This is a genomic window from Microbulbifer mixtoriginis (SeqCode), assembly GCF_052467235.1.
The window spans coordinates 226,460-246,322 of sequence record NZ_CP174305.1 but is presented as its reverse complement, the minus strand read 5'-3'; the positions used below and the strand labels follow the sequence as shown (position 1 = coordinate 246,322).

Genomic DNA, 19,863 nt, shown 5'->3' with positions numbered 1-19,863 from the left:
GAGGGCTTCTGCTACTGAGGTGTAAAAACATAACGCCGCAGTGAAATGCGAGCAAACTATTTTGGGTTTAGCGCACTTGGGGTTAGCGTACTTAGTGTTAGTGCCGGAAAGGCCCTAGGGGAGGGGGTTACTCCCCCGCTGCTTTTGTGGCCTCTAAAATCTGCAAATTTTCCCCTTTAGGCCTGCTCGTTATCCAGTTTTTTCGCGAGCTTGTGCCCTTCATCAGAGTCCCCAAGTTTCCAGTAGCTGGAAATGTAAATATGGGTTTTGGGGATTTTTTTATCCTGCTTAAAAAATTTTCGTAACTGACGCATGCTATTAAATTCGCAGGCGGCCCAAATGGCGGCTTGGCCTGGAAGTCAGGGCAGTGCCTGAATCTTAGGAAGCAGTAGTTCGCCGGTGGGGAAGGAATTTACCACCCAGTGCAGTTGCAGGTTTTTTGGACGTTTCAGTGGCTGAACATCTGATTCGCTTGAAACTTCTATCACAGCATATCCGCTGGCCTCATCAGGTAGTTGGCCCAGGTTAACACTGATGGCGGGTAGTGCGGTCATATCGCCAGCGAGTAAAAACCAGTCGGCCTCGGGGTTGACCAGCTTCTTGGGGCCTGGTCCTCCTATCAAAATAGAGTCTCCGGGTTGTGCATTGGCCGCCCAATTTGAGGCTGGCCCTTCATGTTCATGCAAAGCGAAGTCGATATCGATTTCTGTCTGCCGTTGGTGCCTGATGGTATAGCTTCTCATCAGTGGGCGTTCACCTTCACCCTGGGGGAAAATCAGTTTTATATAGGCGCTTTCCTGGTCGCAGGGGAAGGATTCCAACTCTTCGCCACCCAGAGTGATACGTAACATGTGTTCTGAGACTTTGGTGGAGCGCAAAACGACCAGCTCTCGTGTGCGTTTTTCAGCCATAGTATTGAGGCTCCTTAATCTGAAGTAGGATGTTCGGTCAGGTTCTCGATCATAACGCTGGCGATATGGGCAAACGCCTTGAGTTCTTTTTCGCTCAGGTTGTGAGTCATTACAGCGATAACCTCTGTTTCCAGGTTATGCACTTTTTCAAGAATCTTTTTTCCTGATGCTGTGGGAGCAAGGAACTGACTGCGACGGTCATTAGGGTTGTCTGTTTTTTTGATAAGTTTGGATTGAACCAATTCATTAAGAACCCGTGTAATCTGGGCCTTGTCTTGATTCATTCGCAGTGCAATTGACCGTGCGGTACTCTGCGGATACTTGCAAATTCCCTTGAGCACGCGTATATGATTTACCGGAAGGTCAATTCTTTGCTCCTGAATACTGATCCGCAGCTGCTTTTTGTAAGCGTGGATTAGCTGGTGCAGGGTTTCGTTGACTGAGTAGCTCACAGGGTTGTCGCGTTAACTTGATTGATATTGTCAACTTTATTTTAGGTGGTTGATTGTGTCAACTAAATCGAAGGGTATTGTTTTGGGGCGAAAGAAGCTTTTCGGCAGGGGAGAAATTAGGGGTGAGCTTTGCAAAAACTTTTGCCTTTGGGCGCAGAGTATTGAAAACTAAAAAGCCGACTAAAGGGGAGGGGGAGCCCCTCCCCAAGAGCGAAAGGAGTCGCGCTTACCAGGTTAAGCTGATATCGGTTCCATCAAACTTTACGTCTGAGTCATACACATATTTCAATGTGCCCTTCCAGAAGGAGCCGTGCCACTCCCAGTCGGCATCGTAGCTGACCTCATTGAGCACCTTTTGACTAAAGGCTTCAAAGCTGCCATAGCGCTCCTCGCTACCCATAATCACTACCCAGGTTTGTTCGTTCCAGTCGCAGCTAACGGTGTTGGAGTCGCCGTTGCCGCAGGGATAGCGCACGGCGATATAGCCGTCGTCTTCCTTGCCGAATTTCCAGTTACCGCTGCGCTTCTCCTGCTCGAAACCTTCAGGCCACTGCAATGCTACGTTGGAGCCGCCGGAATGGAACAGTTCGATTGCCGGATAGGGGTTGTATTGGATTACGGCAACATTGTTCACCTGCTTAATCTTGGGGTGGTGATCGTTTTGCATGGTGCTGTTGCCATCGCCAACCTTCGCCCAGACCGATTGGGTGCCGGTAGTGGCGATCCAGGGTGTTTGCTGATAGCCCTGGCGACCACCCCAGTAATTCTGAATGGAGTGCATCATCACACCGCCATCCTTATACATGGAAAAGTTAGCGCCAGAGAGCACGGAGCTGCGGCTGAATACCGCTCCGGCCTTGGCGGCAGCAGGGGCGGCAGCTTCTGAAAGCCCCAGGAACTGGTCGAAGGCCTTCAGTCCTTCATAGCCTTCAAGTTGATATTTACTGACGAACCAAGCGGTATCGGCAGCTACATCCGGGTGGAAATAAGCCCCCTGACTCCAATAGAAAGGCACGCGCTCTTCGCGGGGGAAGTCAGCATAAATATCGTTTTTGGCATCGCCGAGAGAGTGGCCTACCGAGTAATTCATATTCAGGTCTTTACCGAAATACTTGAAGATGTCATCGGTAATTTCCAAGCCAGAGGTGGCCAGCATTACACCTGCGGGGCTCGGTGTTCTCACTGATTCCTTACCGAGACCCGTTAGCAGGTAAATGATGCGGTTGATGTTGCCACCGGAACCGTTCCTGCGGTAGCCATCATTACTGCGGCCTGCGGCTGAGAAAAGGATGCCCTGGTCGTTGGTGACCAGCAGTATGTCCTGCAGCAAGCGTTGCGCAGCGCCCGTAGCCAGCTCGCGAATTTCTGCATCTTCAGAAAAATCGACGAGGTTAAGTAGCGCAGATAAGGTGTAGGGGTAATAGACCGGGGAGTAAAATTCATAGAAACCATACTGGTTTTTTACTTCCAGGTAGCGCTTTAAGCGCTTGTAAGTTCTGTCGTCTTCAAATGCACCGTACTTTTCCTGTAGAAGATACTGGGCAGATGTGTACATGATCATATGGTTTTCAGAGGCGAAGACGTGATCCCCAGTGCCGCCTTCCTTAAACCAGAAATGGTATCCGTCCAAAGCAGCAAAGAGTTCATCTTTAATTTCTGGGCGGAAAAATAGGATACGGATGAGTCTGGTAAGGGTGAAGTCTGAATTCTTCTTGCCGCCATTACGCAGGACATCCAAATTCTTATTCAGCGCCTCCCAATTGAGCTCATCGCCGGTGTATGCCTGTAAGACGACAGCGGTATCATTAGTGGAAGAAACGCCCTCTTCAATATATTGCAGCTGCCTATCTTGATAGGCGCTCTCATCAAAAGACTGCGCATTGACACTGGCTGAATGTATCGCCAATCCTAAAAAAATCGGGTACAGCATTCCTACTACTGGTACTTTCATCAGTACTTGTTCCTATTTTGATTTTGATTTCTGGTGTTAAACACCATAAATGTACCACTTGTGTATTACAGGAATTTATTGGATTAAACGATAGGTATTTTCTCTCGCTGAAGGTTGCCGATTCGATCAGCTGGGTCCCTTGGTTCTCACTTTTAAAATATATTTTTACTCAGGTTTCTTTTGGGGCTGATTGTTTATTTTTTATGTCTTAACAATGAATTTTAGTGCTTGTTAATTGGTACGGTTTGGTATTAAAAATAAGTTTGCTATTTGCTTGGGGGTAGATGGTCTATTACAGGTTGGTGGGTTTTGTAATCTTTTGAGGACTGTGCAGGAGGGTGCGAATAAAAGGCGTTGAACGATTGCTACTTTTTGCTGCCGTAAAAATTTGTGGTAGTGGTGTTAGTCTGTTGATAAGGAGCTTGGCTTGGACGTCTCTAATTTATTCAGGCGTGAAATCTTGGCGCGGATTTAAGTTTGCTACTTTAAAGTCAGCGTTTAAGGTTTAGGATTCTACAGGTTCTGGGGCAAAAAATGAAAAAACTACTAATTTTCTTTGCGGCCGGCTGTTTGGGTGCTGTGGCAAATAGCGTTGTGGTCTGGTTGTTTGGGGATTTTGGAATAACCCCATCTCTCGGTGTATCTATCACCCCTACATTATCTGCTGAATGGCTATATCCCAGAGTGGTATGGGGTGGCATTTGGGGTCTGTTTTTTATTCTTCCTTTCCTACCATCAAAGCTGTTGTTGAAAGGAAGCATCTTGAGCCTACTCCCCACGGCGTTCCAGCTTTTTGTGGTTTTTCCTGTGATGGCCGGTAAAGGTATGGCAGGGCTTGAGCTGGGGGCGCTTACCCCAATTTTTGTAGTATTTTTTAATTGGATCTGGGGGATTGTTACCGCGCTCACCATAAAGTGGGCTGAGTAATTCTACTTGTTTCCTTTTTTGATCAGTTTACATTAACAGGATTCTCTTGGCGGCTTTCAAGCCCCGGCTGGTCGTTGTTGAGGGCCCCTCCAGCCAGTGATCAATAATGCGGTAAGCAAGTTCGTGTCTTTGCGGGCCGCTTCTACTCTCAGTTAATTCCCCCAGAACCCAGTGATTGTGTGCTATCCAGGTATCCCGAGCGATAGATCGAATTTGTGAGTCGGCCTCACAGAATAGGGGCAGCGCCGTACTGAGATTGCTGGGTTGTTGTAAGGTCTCCCTGCTAATAGGTGGTTGCCCTTGGGCTTTCCACCAGTCTCGGGCGCCTTCGGGGTCGTGTCCAAAACGTTGTTTGAAAGATTGGGTGAATGGGCTGAGGAAGGGCCAGTTGCCCCCTTTTATTATTCGCTCAACGATTTCTCTGGTGGTTGCCCGGTCGCCAAAATTCTCCGGATCGTAGAGCACACGGTCTTTAGCTGCGGCATGTATTGGGCTGGTGGCATCGGCGGTAATCTGGGTATTTGCCGGCAGGGCAGCTGCGGCAATCGGCAGCAGTGATGGAGCACCGAGTCCCAGGCAGTGAAATCTTTGCAAGGGTATGTTGTGATCCTGGTAGCCATCTGTAATGCCTTTAAGCACTTGTGCCAAGCGCACATAACGGCGTGGTACAGGCCTATCCAGTTTGAAAGAGGCTCGGTTGAGCACAAAGAAGTCTGTCGCATTTAAATCCCCGCAAATACTGGCCAGTCCTATGGCAGCTGAATGCACCCCGCTTTGTGCGGCCAGCCGACCGGCGTCCCGGCCGGTGTTGTAATCCATTGCGCTCAGTACTGCATAAACAGTCAAGCCTTGGCTTAGTGGGTGTTCAGCGATTTTTTCCCATAGTCTCAGGCTCTGACGATTGCGCGCGGCGATACGCTCTGGTCGCCAGCCGGTAATTTCCCGCTCCAGGTCCAAAGCCACCAGGCAGGTAGTGGCGAAGTCCTCCTGAGCGATCAGGTGGGTGGGATGCATTAACAGCTGGCGCTGCAGCAGGAGACTGGTATCAATGCTATTTGAACGCTCATTACAGTTGGCAAGTACTCTCTCCGCCAGTGTATCTGCCAATATGCGCAAATCTTTTGGGACTTCATTACCGCGGGGCAGTTGACCCAGTTGACGGCGCAGAGCTTTTACCCGCAGGGTCACTTGTCGGGCTTCTTCAGAGAACTGCGAGATGACCGCATCAATCAGTTGTTTGGTGCCGTTATCGGCAAACAGGGGCAACCCTCTACGGCGTACTTCTGCCGCCATTTGCAGGTTGGGATTGGTAATCCGGTGGGCAGATAGCAGGTAGCCTTCGGCGGTAATCATATGGTTGGCAAAGGCATCCAGTGTCTGCCGGCGTAAATTGGCGATAAATCGCATGGTGGTCATTTGCCAGCAAAAGTCTCCTCAAATCAGCGCGTGGGAGCAGGCTTTGTATTCATCGAGTAGTGCGTGGGCTACTTCCAACTCAATTTCGAGCTCCAGGGCTATCTGTTCGAACAGGTCCCAGGCAGCGAGCACGTCTGGGTGAGTTTCAATGCACTCGGAGACTGCGTGATCCATTGGCTCTATGGGAAAATCCATTTCATCCTTTTGATGTAAGTTGGGCAGGCTGGGTATCGCTGTCTCCAGGCATTCGCTGCGCACTGCCTCTTTGGCGGCGTGCCACTCCGCTTTTGCCAGCTGTGCCATCGCCAGAAGTACATCTAATTCCGCAATCTGGTCGTGGACTCTGTCCAGTTCTGTCATGCATCCATCATCTGGTGGCATAGTAGCCCTCCTAAGGACGAATTAGGGGCGTAAATAGTAGCTCTCCGGCCCCCAAGGTGGCCTCAGAGTGCTCATCAACTTGGTGGGCACCTAGAGACCAGTAGAGATTGGCGTTGCTACGCCAGGGCTGGAACCAACGGTTGGCGAGCCTTATAAAGCTCACTTCGAAGCTGGACTTACCAATCTCGGCCAGGGCCAGGGAATCGACCTCAACGGCGGGTTTACCATCGAACAGGCTTGAGTGATGTCTATAAGTGCCACTGAGTCTGCAGAAAGCGCCTGGACAAATACCGGCATGTGGTAGGTGAGCAAAGCGCACCACGGCATTTGCCTCGGCATTACTGGAGGGATCTTTCAATATCAGTTGGCTTAATAGCATGCCGCCCTCCTGAGGTGGGGAGGTGATCTCTTCGACAAAGCCCCTGATTTCAACAAACTCTCCCTCTGGACTGGCTTCTAGCTTCGACAGTTCTATATTTTTACCGTTGGGAAGCGTTGTCGAAAAAGGCATGGTGTAGATATTTTTCTGAAGGTTTTTGATCTCTCTATCGGAATTAAGTCCCTCGCAACCAAGCGCAAGTCGATAACAGGCAGCCTGGCTAGCGATGGCGATGCGGGTGAGAAAGTGCGCATCCACCGCGAGATCGCCAAGCCTCTCCGCCAGGCCGCCACTACCACGTCGCAATATTTCGGTAATTGTGTTGTGTATTACAGCTTGAGCGCTTGCGAACTGGGGGAGTTTGCTCTCAATATCTCCGGCCAGAAACAAGCACGCCTGTTTGATCTCCACTGATTTTCCAAGAAGTAGGGCGCTGTAAATACGCTTGTGGCCACTTTTAAGTAGGTTGGAAAATACTTTTATAATCGTTTTAATGGAATGTATATTGCGCTTGGAAAAGTCGGTACTAGCTGCTTCAGTATCTAGAGCAATATTGAATTGAGCATGTGTTAGCGCGAGTAGCCCTCGACTTAGGCACATGATGACAGCATCAGCGGCACTGTTTAATCTCAGGGCCATTGAAGATGTATTTTCTGGAAAATAAGCCTTTAACAAGTCTATATTTTTTATCTCCCCATTAGCTAATCTGGCCATGGATTCCTGCAGGTTAATTCTCTCGTCCAGGCCTGCAATTTTTTTGCGTAAACGCGTGAGAGTCTGTTCTGAGAGCTTATTACCAGCTAATTCTTCTGCTTTAACGAGAATCTTATTTAACCGATCTTCGGGGTCCATGCTGCGAATTCGCCGCTCAAGGTTTTCAGCCCATTGGTTTCGACTCTCGCCAATAGCAATGCCACGCAGCACAAACAGAAACTCTAAACCCATACGGTGATGCAGAGTGTGCAATTGGTTGGTGCTTTCTAAGAGGCCTTGAAGATTGCGGTACTCACCATAGCCCAACCCTATGCAGAGTCGTGCCTGTTGGTCTAGTTCTTTCCATGAGTGAGATAATATCGGCTGTTGAAGAGTCAGGGCCTCGCGAAAGAGTTTCAATAATTCAGTAGGCTGTTTGTTAAAGGCAGGGAGTAAATCAAACCGGGCACGCTTTAAAGCATTTTTGAGTGGGTAGGGGCTTTCATTGGCCATTGGCATCGGTGTCTCCTGGATGCGATGGGTGGCTCAATATTTACTATTGGCGGAATTGCAACCTTTTCTATTTGGCATGTTATTAAGCATAGTAAATTGTTGAGCGGATATACTTTCGGCGGCTTATTTGCTTTGATGCTTACTTGGGGTTGGGGCTTATATAAAGATAGGTCGGTCTGATTAAGTTTAAAATTTTAGGTTTTCAGGGGGTATTTTAAACACCCTTTAATTCAACGATTTTATTGGGTTGAAAAATGGGTGCGGTATTTATAGTTCTATAGGTCTGAGCATATGAGCTTTCCGTCAGGCATACTGTTGAGAAATCTATCCCTTATTTCAATTTTCACTGGTTATTGAGGTGCTCATTGCGCTGGGTTTGGCGCTCTTTATTTGAGATGTGAATATAAATATATTTCTATTTCCGATTCATTATAAGGGGTGGCATATTGGTTACAGTTAAAGCTTGCTATATTGGGCTGCGCCTAAATCAAGGTGTTTCTTGGAGATCTCAGGTTTCATCTTAAATATTCATTAAGAGAGAAATAAATATGTCACAGGTAAGTGATGACGTAGATTTGGTGGCGGAGAAAAGTTCCAGTCCAGTGGTGGTGAAACTTTCATTAGCAAAAGCTTTCAAGCATAGTGCTCAATCTATTCGCGAAACTCAGAATACGTACAAGCAGAATGTAGTTGCAATAAACACTCTGGTGACTAGCGTTTTGTCCTCAAGCTTGCCTACCTTAAATCAAAATCCGCCGGATTGGAGTGAGTTTGTAGCGGCCTATACACAGGCCAATACCGACGCGCTTGATTGGGTAAATAATGTACTGGCCAGGCTTCTGGATGTGCCCAGTGAGGTGCAAAGTTACAACGGTATTATCAGTCAGTTGTTGCAGGATGCTTTAACCCAGGCGAATACACTCAATAGTGACCCAGGTAATACATCGGCTCTTAATATATTGAAGAACGACCTGGATTCAATCACCTCTCAGCTGGGTATTGTTTCGACCTTTATCAGTGGCGCAGTTAAGGCAATTCAAGGGTTTCAGGATAAATTGCCTGATATGGCGACTCAATTGCAGTCAATTGCCGATAAGTCTGTTCAGGATGCGCAGGCTGATGAACAACAAATTGCTGATTTAAAGAAAGATATCAAGAATCTTCAGGCAGATATCAAATCACTGACAGCAAGCATTGTTGCTCTTGGTATTGCGGATGCTACCGCTATTTCTTTGGGTACTGTCGCTTCTATAGTAGCCTTCCCTGAAGGCCTGTTGACCTGGTTTGTTATGGGGCCAGTAGCTGCAGTGGCAAGTACCTTTATTGCTTTGGATGCCGCCAAAATTGTTGCAGATCAAAAGAGCATCCAGGATAAGCAAGCAAAAATGGATCTGGTAACTGCAGATGTATCAACTCTTCAGATGTTGTCGCAAAGCTTTGGGCAGCTCGCTGAGGAGACCCAGCAGGTTGAAGATAATTTGCAGGCTGTATTGCAAGAGTGGCAAACTCTTGAAAGTGATGTATCTGGCGCCATTAGTGATATTCAGACAGCCATTTCTGACGAGGAGGGCGCTAATTTCTCGGCCGTAATCAATGACCTCAATGATGCGATCACTGAATGGGATGATGCCTATTCCCAGGCGGGCAGCTTGTATCTTGAGCTTAATGTGAATGATGCAGACCTGACAATTGGTATGAGCTCAGATCAAGTTCAGTCTGCTTTTGCCAGTGGCAAAGCGGTTGGAGTAATTCAGTACTACAACAGCCTCTAGAAATAGATAACTCACTATTGATTCAAAGGCTTATTTCGAGGGAAATAAGCCTTTTTTATTTATCAATTAAAAAATCTATCTATTTTTCCTGCTGTTATGCTTAGAGTTATGAGGAGTTGGCTTCTACTCTTCGTAGCGGATTTCAATAATAAAATAAGTCTGCCATTTCTCCCCCTGGCGAATCTCTATCTCATCGTCGAGTCTGCGCCCAAGTAGTGAGCGAGCTACGGGAGAATCCATAGAGATCAAGCCGGCTTTTACGTCAAACTCATCTGGCCCGACGATTCTATAGCTTATAACTACACCTTCTTCATCTTCCAATGTGACCCAAGCACCGAAGAAGACTTTTTCCCGGTCTTCAGGCACCTGATCTACTACGGTGATCTCCTCCAGGCGTTTGGTCAAAAAACGCACACGGCTGTCTATTTCACGCAGGCGCTTTTTACCGTAGATATAGTCGGCATTTTCCGAGCGATCGCCCAGTTTAGCGGCATCACTTACCGCCTGGGTGACTCTTGGGCGCTCCTCCTCCCATAGATGCTTAACTTCGGCGCGCATACGTTGCGCGCCCTCCGCAGTGATATAGCGGGAGCCGCGCGGGCGCGGCGGTCTCCATCTTCCCATGGTTTTACTGGCTTCCTCTCAAGGTCTGGGATGATTGATTACAGATTTTCAATGGTAATTCCGGGGCCGGCTTCAGCCAGGGGAAAATTGAAAATACGGCTGTAAAATTCCAGCTCTCCCTCCAGGGCCATTTTGATGCTGTCTCCACCACGGAAGCCGTGCCCTTCATTGGCAAAGGTGATATGGGAAACCGGAATACCGCGCTCTTTCAGGGCTCTCACCATAGTTTCCGCCTGGTTTGGTGGTACTACCTTGTCTTCCAAACCTTGGAAGAAAATCACCGGACAACTCAGTTGCTCCACATGATGAATAGGAGAGCGTTGCTGATAGATTGCTTCGGCGGATGGCCAGGGGCCGACTAATTTGTCCAGGTAGCGGGATTCAAACTTGTGAGTGTCTTTAGCGAGACTGCTCAATTCACCGATTCCATAATGACTGGCCCCGGCTTTGAAAGTGTTGTGAAAAGTTAGTGCTGCTAACACGGTATAACCGCCTGCGCTGCCACCTTTGATCAGCAGCCGCTCTGGATCGGCCAAACCCTGATTGACCAGGTATTCGGCGCCTGCACAGACATCTTCCACATCATAGATGCCCCACTTATCGGTAAGGCGGTCACGGTACTCGCGGCCATAACCGGTGCTACCGGAATAATTCACATCCAGAATGGCGAAGCCGCGGCTGGTCCAGTACTGTACTTTCAAATTGAGGCCGGCAGAGGTGGCTCCAGTGGGGCCGCCATGGCTAAAAACAATAAGCGGAGGTTTTTCGCCCTCTGGTGCCTTAAAGTCCGGGTTGTGCGGGGGGTAGTAAAAACCGTGTACCTCTCGCTCATCGACATTGAAAGTAATGGCCTGGGCGCTGGAGAAGAGTTCGGCAGGCAGTGAGCGTTTGTTACTGCTGGCGATTGTCTCAAGGGCCTCACTTGCCAGATCAAAAGAGATTATTGCAGGGAAGCTGTCTCTTGCGGCGGCAATCATAATCGCTTTGCCATTTTCACAGCGCAGGCTCTCGATATCACAGTAGGGCTGCTGGATCAGCTGGTGTTCACCAGTAAGGGTATTTACGCTGGCCAAATACCAAAGGCCATTCTCGGTGTAAGTACAGAGAATTTCCTCAGTACTGATAAAGCCATAAGTGGACATTCCAAACACCCACTGCGGTGTGGCGAATTCAGCCTCTTTTTTCCAAAGCGGGGTATCTTGTCCCAGCTTGTATAAATTCCACCAGTTATTGCGGTCGGAGACATAGTAAAGCTGCCCCAATGGCGACCACTGGGGTTGGAATATGGATTCATTATCTCCGCCGGCCACTTGAGTGATCTCAATGGCCTCTCCTTGCTCACTCAGAGTGGCCAGGCACAGTTCGGTGCCATCCCAAGGCAGGTTAGGGTGATGCCAGCGCAAGAAGCTCAACTGGTCTCCGCTGGTGTTCAAGGTTGGGTTTGAGTAGAAGTCTGCGCCTTCAACCAAAACCCTTGGGGGGGTAGTCAGCGGAGACTGTAGGTCGATGGCGATAATTCGTGCACGTGCTTCCTGTCCCTTAGCGTGGCCACTGTCGTCTTCTTCAATACAAATCAGACGATTTCTTTTTGTGTCGAGGTGTAGGTCCGCATAGCGGGATTCACTTTCTGGAGTAATAGCCTCAGGCAGGTCGCTGCCGATCTCCATCCGGTAAATACGCTGATCTTCCGCAAGTACAAAGTACAGGGTGTCGCCGTGGACAAGGTAGCTACCACCGCCATATTCGTGCGCCTTGGAACGAATACTCAGTGGGGTGGGGGTGAGATCGCGCCGGCCATTTTGCGGGCAATACTGCACCAGAACATTACGCCCCTTTTCTGAAGGACGCGACTCTAACCAGTAGTAACGCCCATCCACCAAGCTGGCTTCTGCCAGGCGAACACTGCCTTCAACCAATAATTCTGCGTTGATTGCAGATTTCCAGCTGCCATAAGGGGTGGAGTTTGTTATGGAGTGATCACTCATCGGATACCGGTTTCCTAAATTAGATTTTTTTGCATTCTGCCGGGCCTGTTTTAGCGATACAAGGTGCCTTTTTACGGGTTAAAGCCTGTGTTAGTCTTTGGTGACCAAGCAAGCGCTTGGTGGCGGGGTTTGATACCTCCTTCATTAACCCCAAAGTATGGATGCGGCTCAGGGTATTTCGCGCACGGATGAGGCGCAGGTACTGAGAGCATGGCAATCAGCGGAATTCAGCAAAGCCTAGTGTGCCGAACCTAAAGCGGCCCAAATAAAGATAATTCAGGAGAGCCTGCGATGTCCGATGAAGTGGTAATCACCTGCGCCCTAACCGGGGTGCTCACCAATCCGCAACAACACCCGGTTCCGGTAACGCCGGAACAAATGGCAAACTCAGCCCGCGAAGCCTTTGATGCCGGGGCTTCGGTAATGCATGTACATTTTCGGGCTCAAGAGCCGGGCAAGGGGCATCTTCCAAGCTGGGAACCGCAAGTGGCGTTGGAAATTGCCGATGCAATCCGGGCTAAGTGCCCCGGAGTTATTTTAAATTTTTCCACCGGCACTATCGGTCGGGACCAGCGCGGACCTCTCGAGTGTGTGCGCGCAGGTAAGCCGGAAATCGCCGCCTGCAATGCGGGCAGCTTGAATTACTTAAAAGCCCGTTCCAACGGCACCTGGGCCTGGCCGCCGATGGTGTTCGATAATCCGGTGGACAAGGTGGAAGAACTGCTGGCGGTATGTCGTGAAACGGGTACCAGGCCTGAGTTTGAGTGCTTTGATGTAGGTATTGTCCGCTCCGTTGGTATGTATGCCGATGTGGGTATGGTCGATAAGCCCAACTATAACCTGGTGATGGGGGTGGCTTCTGGTATGCCAGCGGATCCCGAGCTGTTGGAGTTGCTGCCTAAATATATGCGTACAGATAGCTTGTGGCAGAGTACTGTGATTGGGCGTGAGGAAATCTGGCCGGTGCACCGCAAGACCGCGGAGCTTGGCGGCCATTTACGCTCTGGAGTAGAGGACACTTTCTATTTGCCTGGTGGCGAGCGTACCTCTGGCAATGGCCAGTTGATTGAGGCTTTGGCCGTGATCGCAGAAGAGAGTGGTCGTAAGGTGGTGTCTCCAGAGCGGGCGCGGGAAATCTTCTGCTAATTCTTTTCAGTGCATAGACCAGTGGGCCCTCAGTGTCACTGGTCTATCTCTCAGAGCCCACCTTCTGTCGATTTTTCCCCATTTTATGCCTGCTCTATCTTGCTTGGGCGCCAAGAGCCGAGAATTCCTTTTCGCCTCCCTTTCCAGCTGGTCTGGATTTTTTAAGCGCCGTAGAACCGAGTGACTCTTACTTTTCCTGCAAAAGGTCCGCTTGGTTACCTACCCGTTAGCACTGTAGCGGCTGCTAGTCTTTAGTGGGGATAGCCGTTTCCAGCGGTTGATCTATGCATAAATATAGGCTGTGCCAGGGAGCGGTGGATGCAAGAGTTGTTGGACCGAATAATCAAGGCGATTGATTGGGCCAACCGGCTTTTGTGGGGGGGGATTGAAGGGCAGTGGTGGCTCGGTGTCCTGATTATCGCTTTGCTGCCTATTGGCCTTTACTTTTCCATTCGCAGTCGCTTTATTCAATTCCGCCACTTTGGTCATATGGCGATGGTAATGGTGCGCGGTATTCATAAGGATCATCCGGGCTCAATTTCCGCGTTTCAGGCGTTTGCCACCAGTGCCGCAGCACGGATTGGCACCGGTAGTTTGGCGGGTGTTGCCGTGGCAATTACTGCTGGGGGTCCTGGGTCGGTTTTTTGGATGTGGATGGTGGCTTGGCTCGGTATGGCCACCAGCATGGTCGAAAATACCCTCGCGCAAGTTTATAAAGAGAAAGGTGAGCAACCTGGGACCTTCCGTGGAGGACCGGCTTACTACATCAAAAAAGGCCTAGGCCCTAACTGGAAGTGGCTTTCAGTAAGTTTTTCCATCTTCTTACTGATGTGCTACGGCTTTGTCTTCAACTCCATTCAATCGAATGCTATGGCCACGGCCCTAAACGACGCCTGGGAAATCAACCCCATGCTGGTCGGGATTGTGGTAGCTGTGATTGCGGGCATTATTGTGTTTGGTGGTATCCGCTCTATCGCGCGCTTTGCCGGAGTGGTAGTGCCTTTTATGGCTATCGCCTATTTAACAGTGGCGTTTATGGTTTTGCTGATGAACCTGGGGGAGTTGCCCAAGATTCTGGGTACGATATTAAGGAATGCTTTTGGACTGGAACAGGCTGGCGCAGGAGCACTGGGGGCGGTAGTTTCCAATGGAATAAAGCGTGGGTTATTTGCTAATGAGGCAGGGCTTGGCTCTTCACCGAATGTGGGTGCAGCAGCGGATGTTAAGCATCCACTGGTGCAGGGCTATGTGCAAATGGCTTCCGTTTTTCTGGATACCATTGTTATCTGTACCTGTACCGCGGCAATTATTTTAGTTGCTGATGTGTATATGGTGGGCAATGTGGAGGGAGTTAAATTAGCTCAGGATTCTCTGTCTAGCGTGGTGGGTTCCTGGGGAAGTGGTTTCGTGGCGTTTGCACTGCTGTTTTTTGCCTTTACTTCGATTATTGGTAATTACTATTACGGTGAAACCAATATTTTTTATCTTTACCATACTCCCACTTCTATATTTTGTTATCGGATAATTTTTTTAATTTTTATCCTGTTTGGTGCCTGGGTTTCCTACAGTGGAAGTACTGAGAATTTTACCTTACTCTGGCGCATGGCAGATGTGGCGATGGGATTTATGGCCTCTACCAACATATTGGCTATTACCTTGCTCTCCGGTGTCGCTTTCAAAGTGCTGGGAGACTATGAAGCACAGCTTAGTCAAGGAATTAAGGAGCCGGTGTTTGATGCGAGAAAATACGATATTAAAGGGATAGATCACACAGTATGGGATCGGAATTGAGCTCGCTGCCCACTGAGTTGTGAGTACTGGCTTTGTGGGCAAATTGAATAAAAAGTTGTATTAGAGAGTAGGCTTTTGAATTGCCAAATAAAAAATAAAGCCAATTTGCACCATGGCCAAAAGAGCCGCAATGATGCGTGTAGGTTGAGGCATGGATTGGCGCAGTGCGAAGAATCCGGCAATCACATAACCGAATACCAGTGCAACCTTTACTGCAAGCCAATGGAAGACAGCCGGATTCCAGCTGCCGATCACAACCAGCGCTACAGCTGCAGATAACAGCAGGGTATCATTGGCATGGGGCATCCAGCGAAGGAAGGTTTTTCTCCAGTGAGGCTTTCCTGTGAACTCCAACCCCATTCTCAACAGAAAAAGAGAAAGGCTAAGTACTGCGGCTGTGATATGGGTATGCTTAATCAGTGTGTAGGTAAACATCTATAAAGCTAAAGGGTTGTTTCAAATTAAATTTCTTAGTCATGGTGTAAAAGTCACCAAGTTTGCTAAGAGTGCAACTAGAGCCGCTGCTGATAATAGCGGCTCATCGCGATTCTGTACATCAAAAAGATAGAAGGGTACTTTTCTACGTAAGTAATTGAACCCTATCCATATTCAATATTTATCAGTTAGTGGTGAAGGGGCAAGCGGCTCCATGTTGACATTTGGATAAGTTGCTGGTGATTTGCACTCCGGTGATGTTCTCTAAGGCTTACCTCTATTTCTTTTTAATCTTGGAGTGTTTGTTGCGTTGCTGATGCAGGATAGTGTGAGAGTCTGAGGAGATAAGGAGTAAAGAGGTAACAGGCTTTTATTAAGTTTGAAAAAAATCAACCGAGTAGATGCTGGGTGTCAAAGATATTTGTTTGAGTGACCAGTGAGCTTTTGTAAAGCAACTTGCTTTCAATAGATACTTTGACTTTACGATTCAGTCCTGTTTCTATCGCACGATTACAGTTAGCCTACATCTGTTTGGTGGATATTCTTGAACTCTCTCTCATGGTGAGTAGACTGAACAATTCGAAATGGCCGGTAAATACGAGTTTTACTCGAGAGGCAGTGAGAGAAATTGTTTACGGCTTAGTGAAAGCTATTTTTCTTAAAGGATATGTCGATATGCTAAAGGCAGAGTATCGTGAGCGCGGCCCTGTGCCGCAGGATGTGATTGAGGCGGTTCCGTTTAATGAGCCGGAACTGGAAGAGGGGCAGGTATTACTGGAAATGCTGGCTACACCTATCAACCCCTCAGATGTACTCACGCTGACCGGTGAATATGGCATGTTACCGCCTCTGCCTGCCATTGGCGGGAACGAAGGTGTTGCCAAGGTAGTTAAGCAGGGTCCGAATGTGTCAGGCCTTGATATTGGCCAAACTGTTCTGTTGCCCGTTGGCAGTGGCACCTGGGCCACGCACATGGTGGCAAATGCTAAGGGACTTATTCCTCTGCCAAATGAGGTAGATCCCATACAGCTATCCATGATTACCATTAATCCCCCAACGGCCTACCTCCTGCTCAGTGAGTTCGTCGATCTGAAAGAGGGAGACTGGGTGATTCAAAACGCAGCAAACTCTGCGGTAGGAACTTATCTGACAAGTTTGGCAAAAATTCGTGGTCTGAAGGTAGTCAATGTAGTTCGCAGATCCTCGCTGATTGAGCCAATGCTAGAAGCCGGTGCCGATGTGGTGCTGGTAGATGGTGATCAGGAAGGGGAGAGCCTAGCCAAGAGGGTTAAAGCTGCAACCGCAGGTGCTGAGATTCGCTTGGGTATAGATGCCGTTGGGGGAATGGCTACTGCTAGACTGGGTGAAGCCCTTAGCGAGGGTGCCACACTAGTCAACTATGGTGCCCTGAGCGGTGAGCCATGTCTGCTCGCTCCAGGGGTGATTATCTTTAAGGATATTACTGTACGCGGATTCTGGCTGGCCAAGTGGTTTGCTAATGCTTCACCTGAGCGGCAGCAGGAAGTTTTTGGAACCATTACGAGCCTCGTTGCCCAGGGTAAGCTTTCTGCACCGATTCATGCAACTTATCCCCTTAGCGAAGTGAAGGAAGCCGTTAAAGTTGCTGCGGCAGGTGAGCGTAACGGTAAGGTTCTTCTAATTGGTGAGTCGCTACACGTTTAACTTACAAGACATCTTCTGGTAAGAATAACGTCACACTGACTTATAGGTGCCCTTTTAGGGCACTCTATAGTAGGAGTTGCGGGGTAGCTTATTAACTTCAGGCTATCCTTATTTTACACTCTAATCAGCTAGTTAATTTTTTTACCGGAGAAAATAAGAATCTGTATTTTATAGTTTTCGCAAATAATAATGTGTAAATATGTAATCTGTTCTAGGTAAGCCCGCTAATTAAAATACTTTACCAGCCGCTCAGATCTTCTGTATCTTCTCCCCAGGAGCTTGTAGTCACTCGCTCTACAGTGCCGGTAACAACCTGGCTGCCTTCTTCCATTTTGGTAAGCTCCAGGTTATCCATAAAGTCCCACAAAGGAGATTTGCTAATGCGCAAGGCTTTTTCACTGGGAATATGATGTGGAGGCCAGAATTGGCTAGGGGTGTATGCAATATGTAGAAGATGCTTGTCTGATATGTGGGTATATAGGTTGAAACACCAATTTAGACTTTGGTTACCGTCAATAATTTCGTACCAGTTTCTGCCCTTGAATTTGTATTCTTTAATTTCTTCTATGCTCCAGGCGCTAAAAGCGTAATTGAATCCAGAATCAAGGAAATGGCCCAGATTATCTTTATGCTTATTAAATATAAATTGCTTTAACTGGTTGTGATCAGAGAGGTCGAAGACTCCAGATTTGGATGGTTCCCGTATCTGGATCACTCGAATCTCAAAGCAAGCAGTGCCAATAATCCAGGCATCTTCTGATCCCACATCTACACTGCAGCCGACATTGATTGAATGCAATTCAAACCAAATGTAGGGGCTCTTATTGCCCCAAAGTGGCTGTCCACCATAAAATCTTGGATAGCTATCTTCTTTGTTGATTGGCGTAGTGTATGGGGCATAATGATTGCCTCCATAAATATGCTTTACTAACTTTCCTGTAAAAGACAGGTGCCAGCCGCCTAAGTCGTAGTGGTGTACGGGTAGCGCATTGAAGGGCAACCAGTAAATATCATTGAGTTGCTCAATAATAGGGTGGCCTAGATCCAGTGAGTCTACCTTAGCCATACTTAACCCCATCCATCTTTGAAGTTTCTTACAAATCTTATAGCCGCGTCTGAGAAAGTACGATTATTGTCAATGCTATTCATATATTTATTTTGATAATAATTGCTGCCCCCCTGTATCATTTTGTCGAACTCAGACCAGGGCGCATCCATTTTCTGGAGGCCAATCACCGCGTTATCTCCATCCTTTACTTGGTGCACCTTACTGGCTATATCATCCAGGCTATGCCTGTAACTGGTCTTTTTCGTTTGTGCACCTACGGCTTCAACTTCCCGCATCAAAAGCCCAATATTTTCTCGTGGGTTAACAAAATAAAAACAATGCTGTTGTAGCTTTTTCCCTCCGGCTATCTGGATAAACTCCTTCAAAGTACGGTGAAGCATCTTGGCACCCTCTCCGAAAACATACCAATGATGCTTTAAAGTTTGATCTCTCTCATCCCAAGGTAGCGATTTATATAACAGGCGGGCAAGCTCTCGAGGTCCGGCGTCTGGCCCAGAGAGTTTCTGAGTCGCCGTTTTCCAGACTCCAAGCTCATCGACGAGATAGCTTGGAGCATAGTAGAGTGAAAAACAGTCGTTTAGTTGCTTTTGGTTTGCATTTCCTGTGGTCTTTAAGTAGGCACCATATTCTTTTGCGGTAGATAACGCATCATATTTAGTACCATCAAAGAAAGCGCCAATTGCGCCAATTACGGTGGGAATAGTGTCATCTTCAATGGATTCAACTCCCCATCCTCCCCTTCCTAATTTCGAGAGATAAAATCCTGCTGGCAGAGACTCCCCTCCGGAAATTCCGTTGGCTCGCTTGAGCTCTGTGATATAAACACCAGGACCTCTATTATGACTATTGCCCTCTTGATACACGGTATAGCTAACCTGTACAGCCCCTATATTTTCGCGGTGTTGAAAGCCATTAGTTTGGTTACTTTCGGAGGTGATTCCAGCAGCGGTACTGCTGAGCTGATTCATTTGGTTTGCTGTTTTTCTGCCCGCCTCCGAGTTGATATCGATCAAATCAATAAACCGAGGAAGCAGTTTTGGATCAATAAAGACAGGCTTTCCATTTTGCCCTTTAGTGGTTTCGTGGAAAAAGATAAAGCCTGTGTAGTCAATATTGTGAGGGTTAGTCATATACTCTCATCCCTGATAATCATTCACCATAGCGCTAAGGCGCTAAATCCATTGCGCGATCATATCATGGAGTGACTTGAAATCTGCCAGTCTTGACTACTGCCGATAAGGGTTTTTGTGTGATTTATTTCACATAGAGAAAATGTGGTACGTGTGTAATATTTTGGGGTTGTGGGTGATGAGTTGAGAGCCTTGCTTAGGTGTAATTGGCTGTAATTTTTTGTGCTGAGAATAACCTTGACACAGTCGCCTGAGACGAGGCTGGGCGTGTCCTTTTTGGTTATGGCTGTTGTTGGATCACTTGATTTTCTGCTGTCTTAGCGATTTTTTTGTGTTTTGCTATACGTATTATTGCGATCCATAAATGATTTTCTAGTGTTTTCTTTCAGAGAAAATTTTCTGTAAGTCCTATTCTTTTCTCGCTTTATAGCGGTTGGGAGGGAGCAACTGAGGCGATGCTCTTCAGTGAAGTTGTTGATCTGAATTTTGTGGTTGGCTCTTAAATCCAATTGTTTGAGTTCATTCTTGGGGTAAGAAATATAGCCCTCTTTTGTATGGTTTTATTTCGCCTTTTGGTTGGTGGTTTCAGTAAAAAAATATAAATT

General features: G+C 47.9%; 15 protein-coding genes and 1 pseudogene. 5 read left to right on the top strand and 11 right to left on the bottom strand.

Features of this window, described 5'->3' with window-relative positions:
* Positions 1-176: 176 nt before the first annotated feature.
* From ACJJIO_RS00985 to ACJJIO_RS00975, 3 genes and pseudogenes are all read right to left on the bottom strand, one after another.
* Positions 177-911 (bottom strand): annotated as a pseudogene (locus tag ACJJIO_RS00985) (siderophore-interacting protein).
* A gap of 14 nt (positions 912-925) precedes the next feature.
* Entirely contained in the window at positions 926-1,363 is a 438-nt protein-coding gene (locus ACJJIO_RS00980; RefSeq protein ID WP_444909862.1) for a MarR family winged helix-turn-helix transcriptional regulator, read from the bottom strand.
* Between the two features lie 226 nt (positions 1,364-1,589).
* Positions 1,590-3,314 (bottom strand): hypothetical protein, encoded by a 1,725-nt coding sequence (locus tag ACJJIO_RS00975; RefSeq protein ID WP_444904512.1) that lies wholly within the window; start codon positions 3,312-3,314, stop codon positions 1,590-1,592.
* A 534-nt stretch (positions 3,315-3,848) separates the two neighbouring features.
* On the opposite strand from ACJJIO_RS00975, the gene ACJJIO_RS00970 reads away from it, so the two are divergent.
* The gene (locus tag ACJJIO_RS00970; protein WP_444888761.1) at positions 3,849-4,241 is read left to right on the top strand and encodes a hypothetical protein; all 393 of its coding nucleotides are present in this window, start codon (positions 3,849-3,851) and stop codon (positions 4,239-4,241) included.
* Between the two features lie 27 nt (positions 4,242-4,268).
* Here ACJJIO_RS00970 and ACJJIO_RS00965 read toward each other — a convergent pair whose 3' ends face one another.
* From ACJJIO_RS00965 to ACJJIO_RS00955, 3 genes are read right to left on the bottom strand one after another with little or no spacing between them, the layout of a single operon-like run.
* The gene (locus ACJJIO_RS00965; RefSeq protein WP_444909861.1) at positions 4,269-5,657 is read right to left on the bottom strand and encodes a hypothetical protein; all 1,389 of its coding nucleotides are present in this window, start codon (positions 5,655-5,657) and stop codon (positions 4,269-4,271) included.
* An 18-nt stretch (positions 5,658-5,675) separates the two neighbouring features.
* Positions 5,676-6,038: a hypothetical protein gene (locus tag ACJJIO_RS00960; protein ID WP_444888763.1), complete on the bottom strand. Its 363-nt coding sequence runs from the start codon at positions 6,036-6,038 to the stop codon at positions 5,676-5,678.
* Between the two features lie 10 nt (positions 6,039-6,048).
* On the bottom strand, positions 6,049-7,629 hold the full coding sequence (locus tag ACJJIO_RS00955) for a hypothetical protein (RefSeq protein WP_444909860.1): 1,581 nt from the start codon (positions 7,627-7,629) through the stop codon (positions 6,049-6,051).
* Positions 7,630-8,171: 542 nt separating this feature from the next.
* Here ACJJIO_RS00955 and ACJJIO_RS00950 point away from each other — a divergent pair.
* A complete protein-coding gene (locus tag ACJJIO_RS00950) occupies positions 8,172-9,395 on the top strand; it encodes an enterotoxin (HBL) (protein WP_444909859.1) in 1,224 nt (407 codons plus the stop codon).
* A 123-nt stretch (positions 9,396-9,518) separates the two neighbouring features.
* On the opposite strand, the gene greB is transcribed toward ACJJIO_RS00950, so the two are convergent.
* Positions 9,519-10,019: a transcription elongation factor GreB gene (greB, locus tag ACJJIO_RS00945; protein ID WP_444909858.1), complete on the bottom strand. Its 501-nt coding sequence runs from the start codon at positions 10,017-10,019 to the stop codon at positions 9,519-9,521.
* Positions 10,020-10,057: 38 nt separating this feature from the next.
* A complete protein-coding gene (locus ACJJIO_RS00940) occupies positions 10,058-12,004 on the bottom strand; it encodes a S9 family peptidase (RefSeq protein WP_444909857.1) in 1,947 nt (648 codons plus the stop codon).
* A 291-nt stretch (positions 12,005-12,295) separates the two neighbouring features.
* Here ACJJIO_RS00940 and ACJJIO_RS00935 point away from each other — a divergent pair, with 291 nt between their 5' ends.
* The gene (locus tag ACJJIO_RS00935) at positions 12,296-13,150 is read left to right on the top strand and encodes a beta-keto acid cleavage family enzyme (protein WP_252085571.1); all 855 of its coding nucleotides are present in this window, start codon (positions 12,296-12,298) and stop codon (positions 13,148-13,150) included.
* A gap of 318 nt (positions 13,151-13,468) precedes the next feature.
* A complete protein-coding gene (locus tag ACJJIO_RS00930) occupies positions 13,469-14,941 on the top strand; it encodes an alanine/glycine:cation symporter family protein (RefSeq protein WP_444909856.1) in 1,473 nt (490 codons plus the stop codon).
* Between the two features lie 60 nt (positions 14,942-15,001).
* On the opposite strand, the gene ACJJIO_RS00925 is transcribed toward ACJJIO_RS00930, so the two are convergent.
* Positions 15,002-15,376, bottom strand: a complete 375-nt coding sequence (locus tag ACJJIO_RS00925; protein ID WP_444898425.1) for a SirB2 family protein — start codon at positions 15,374-15,376, stop codon at positions 15,002-15,004.
* Positions 15,377-16,051: 675 nt separating this feature from the next.
* Between ACJJIO_RS00925 and ACJJIO_RS00920 the strand changes: the two genes are divergently transcribed.
* On the top strand, positions 16,052-17,059 hold the full coding sequence (locus ACJJIO_RS00920) for a zinc-dependent alcohol dehydrogenase family protein (protein ID WP_444890587.1): 1,008 nt from the start codon (positions 16,052-16,054) through the stop codon (positions 17,057-17,059).
* Between the two features lie 238 nt (positions 17,060-17,297).
* On the opposite strand, the gene ACJJIO_RS00915 is transcribed toward ACJJIO_RS00920, so the two are convergent.
* Together ACJJIO_RS00915 and ACJJIO_RS00910 are read right to left on the bottom strand one after the other, a co-directional pair.
* Positions 17,298-18,125, bottom strand: a complete 828-nt coding sequence (locus ACJJIO_RS00915) for a hypothetical protein (RefSeq protein ID WP_444909855.1) — start codon at positions 18,123-18,125, stop codon at positions 17,298-17,300.
* Positions 18,126-18,127: 2 nt separating this feature from the next.
* Positions 18,128-19,258, bottom strand: coding sequence for a hypothetical protein (locus ACJJIO_RS00910; protein ID WP_444909854.1), 1,131 nt, complete (start codon positions 19,256-19,258; stop codon positions 18,128-18,130).
* Between the last annotated feature and the right edge of the window lie 605 nt (positions 19,259-19,863).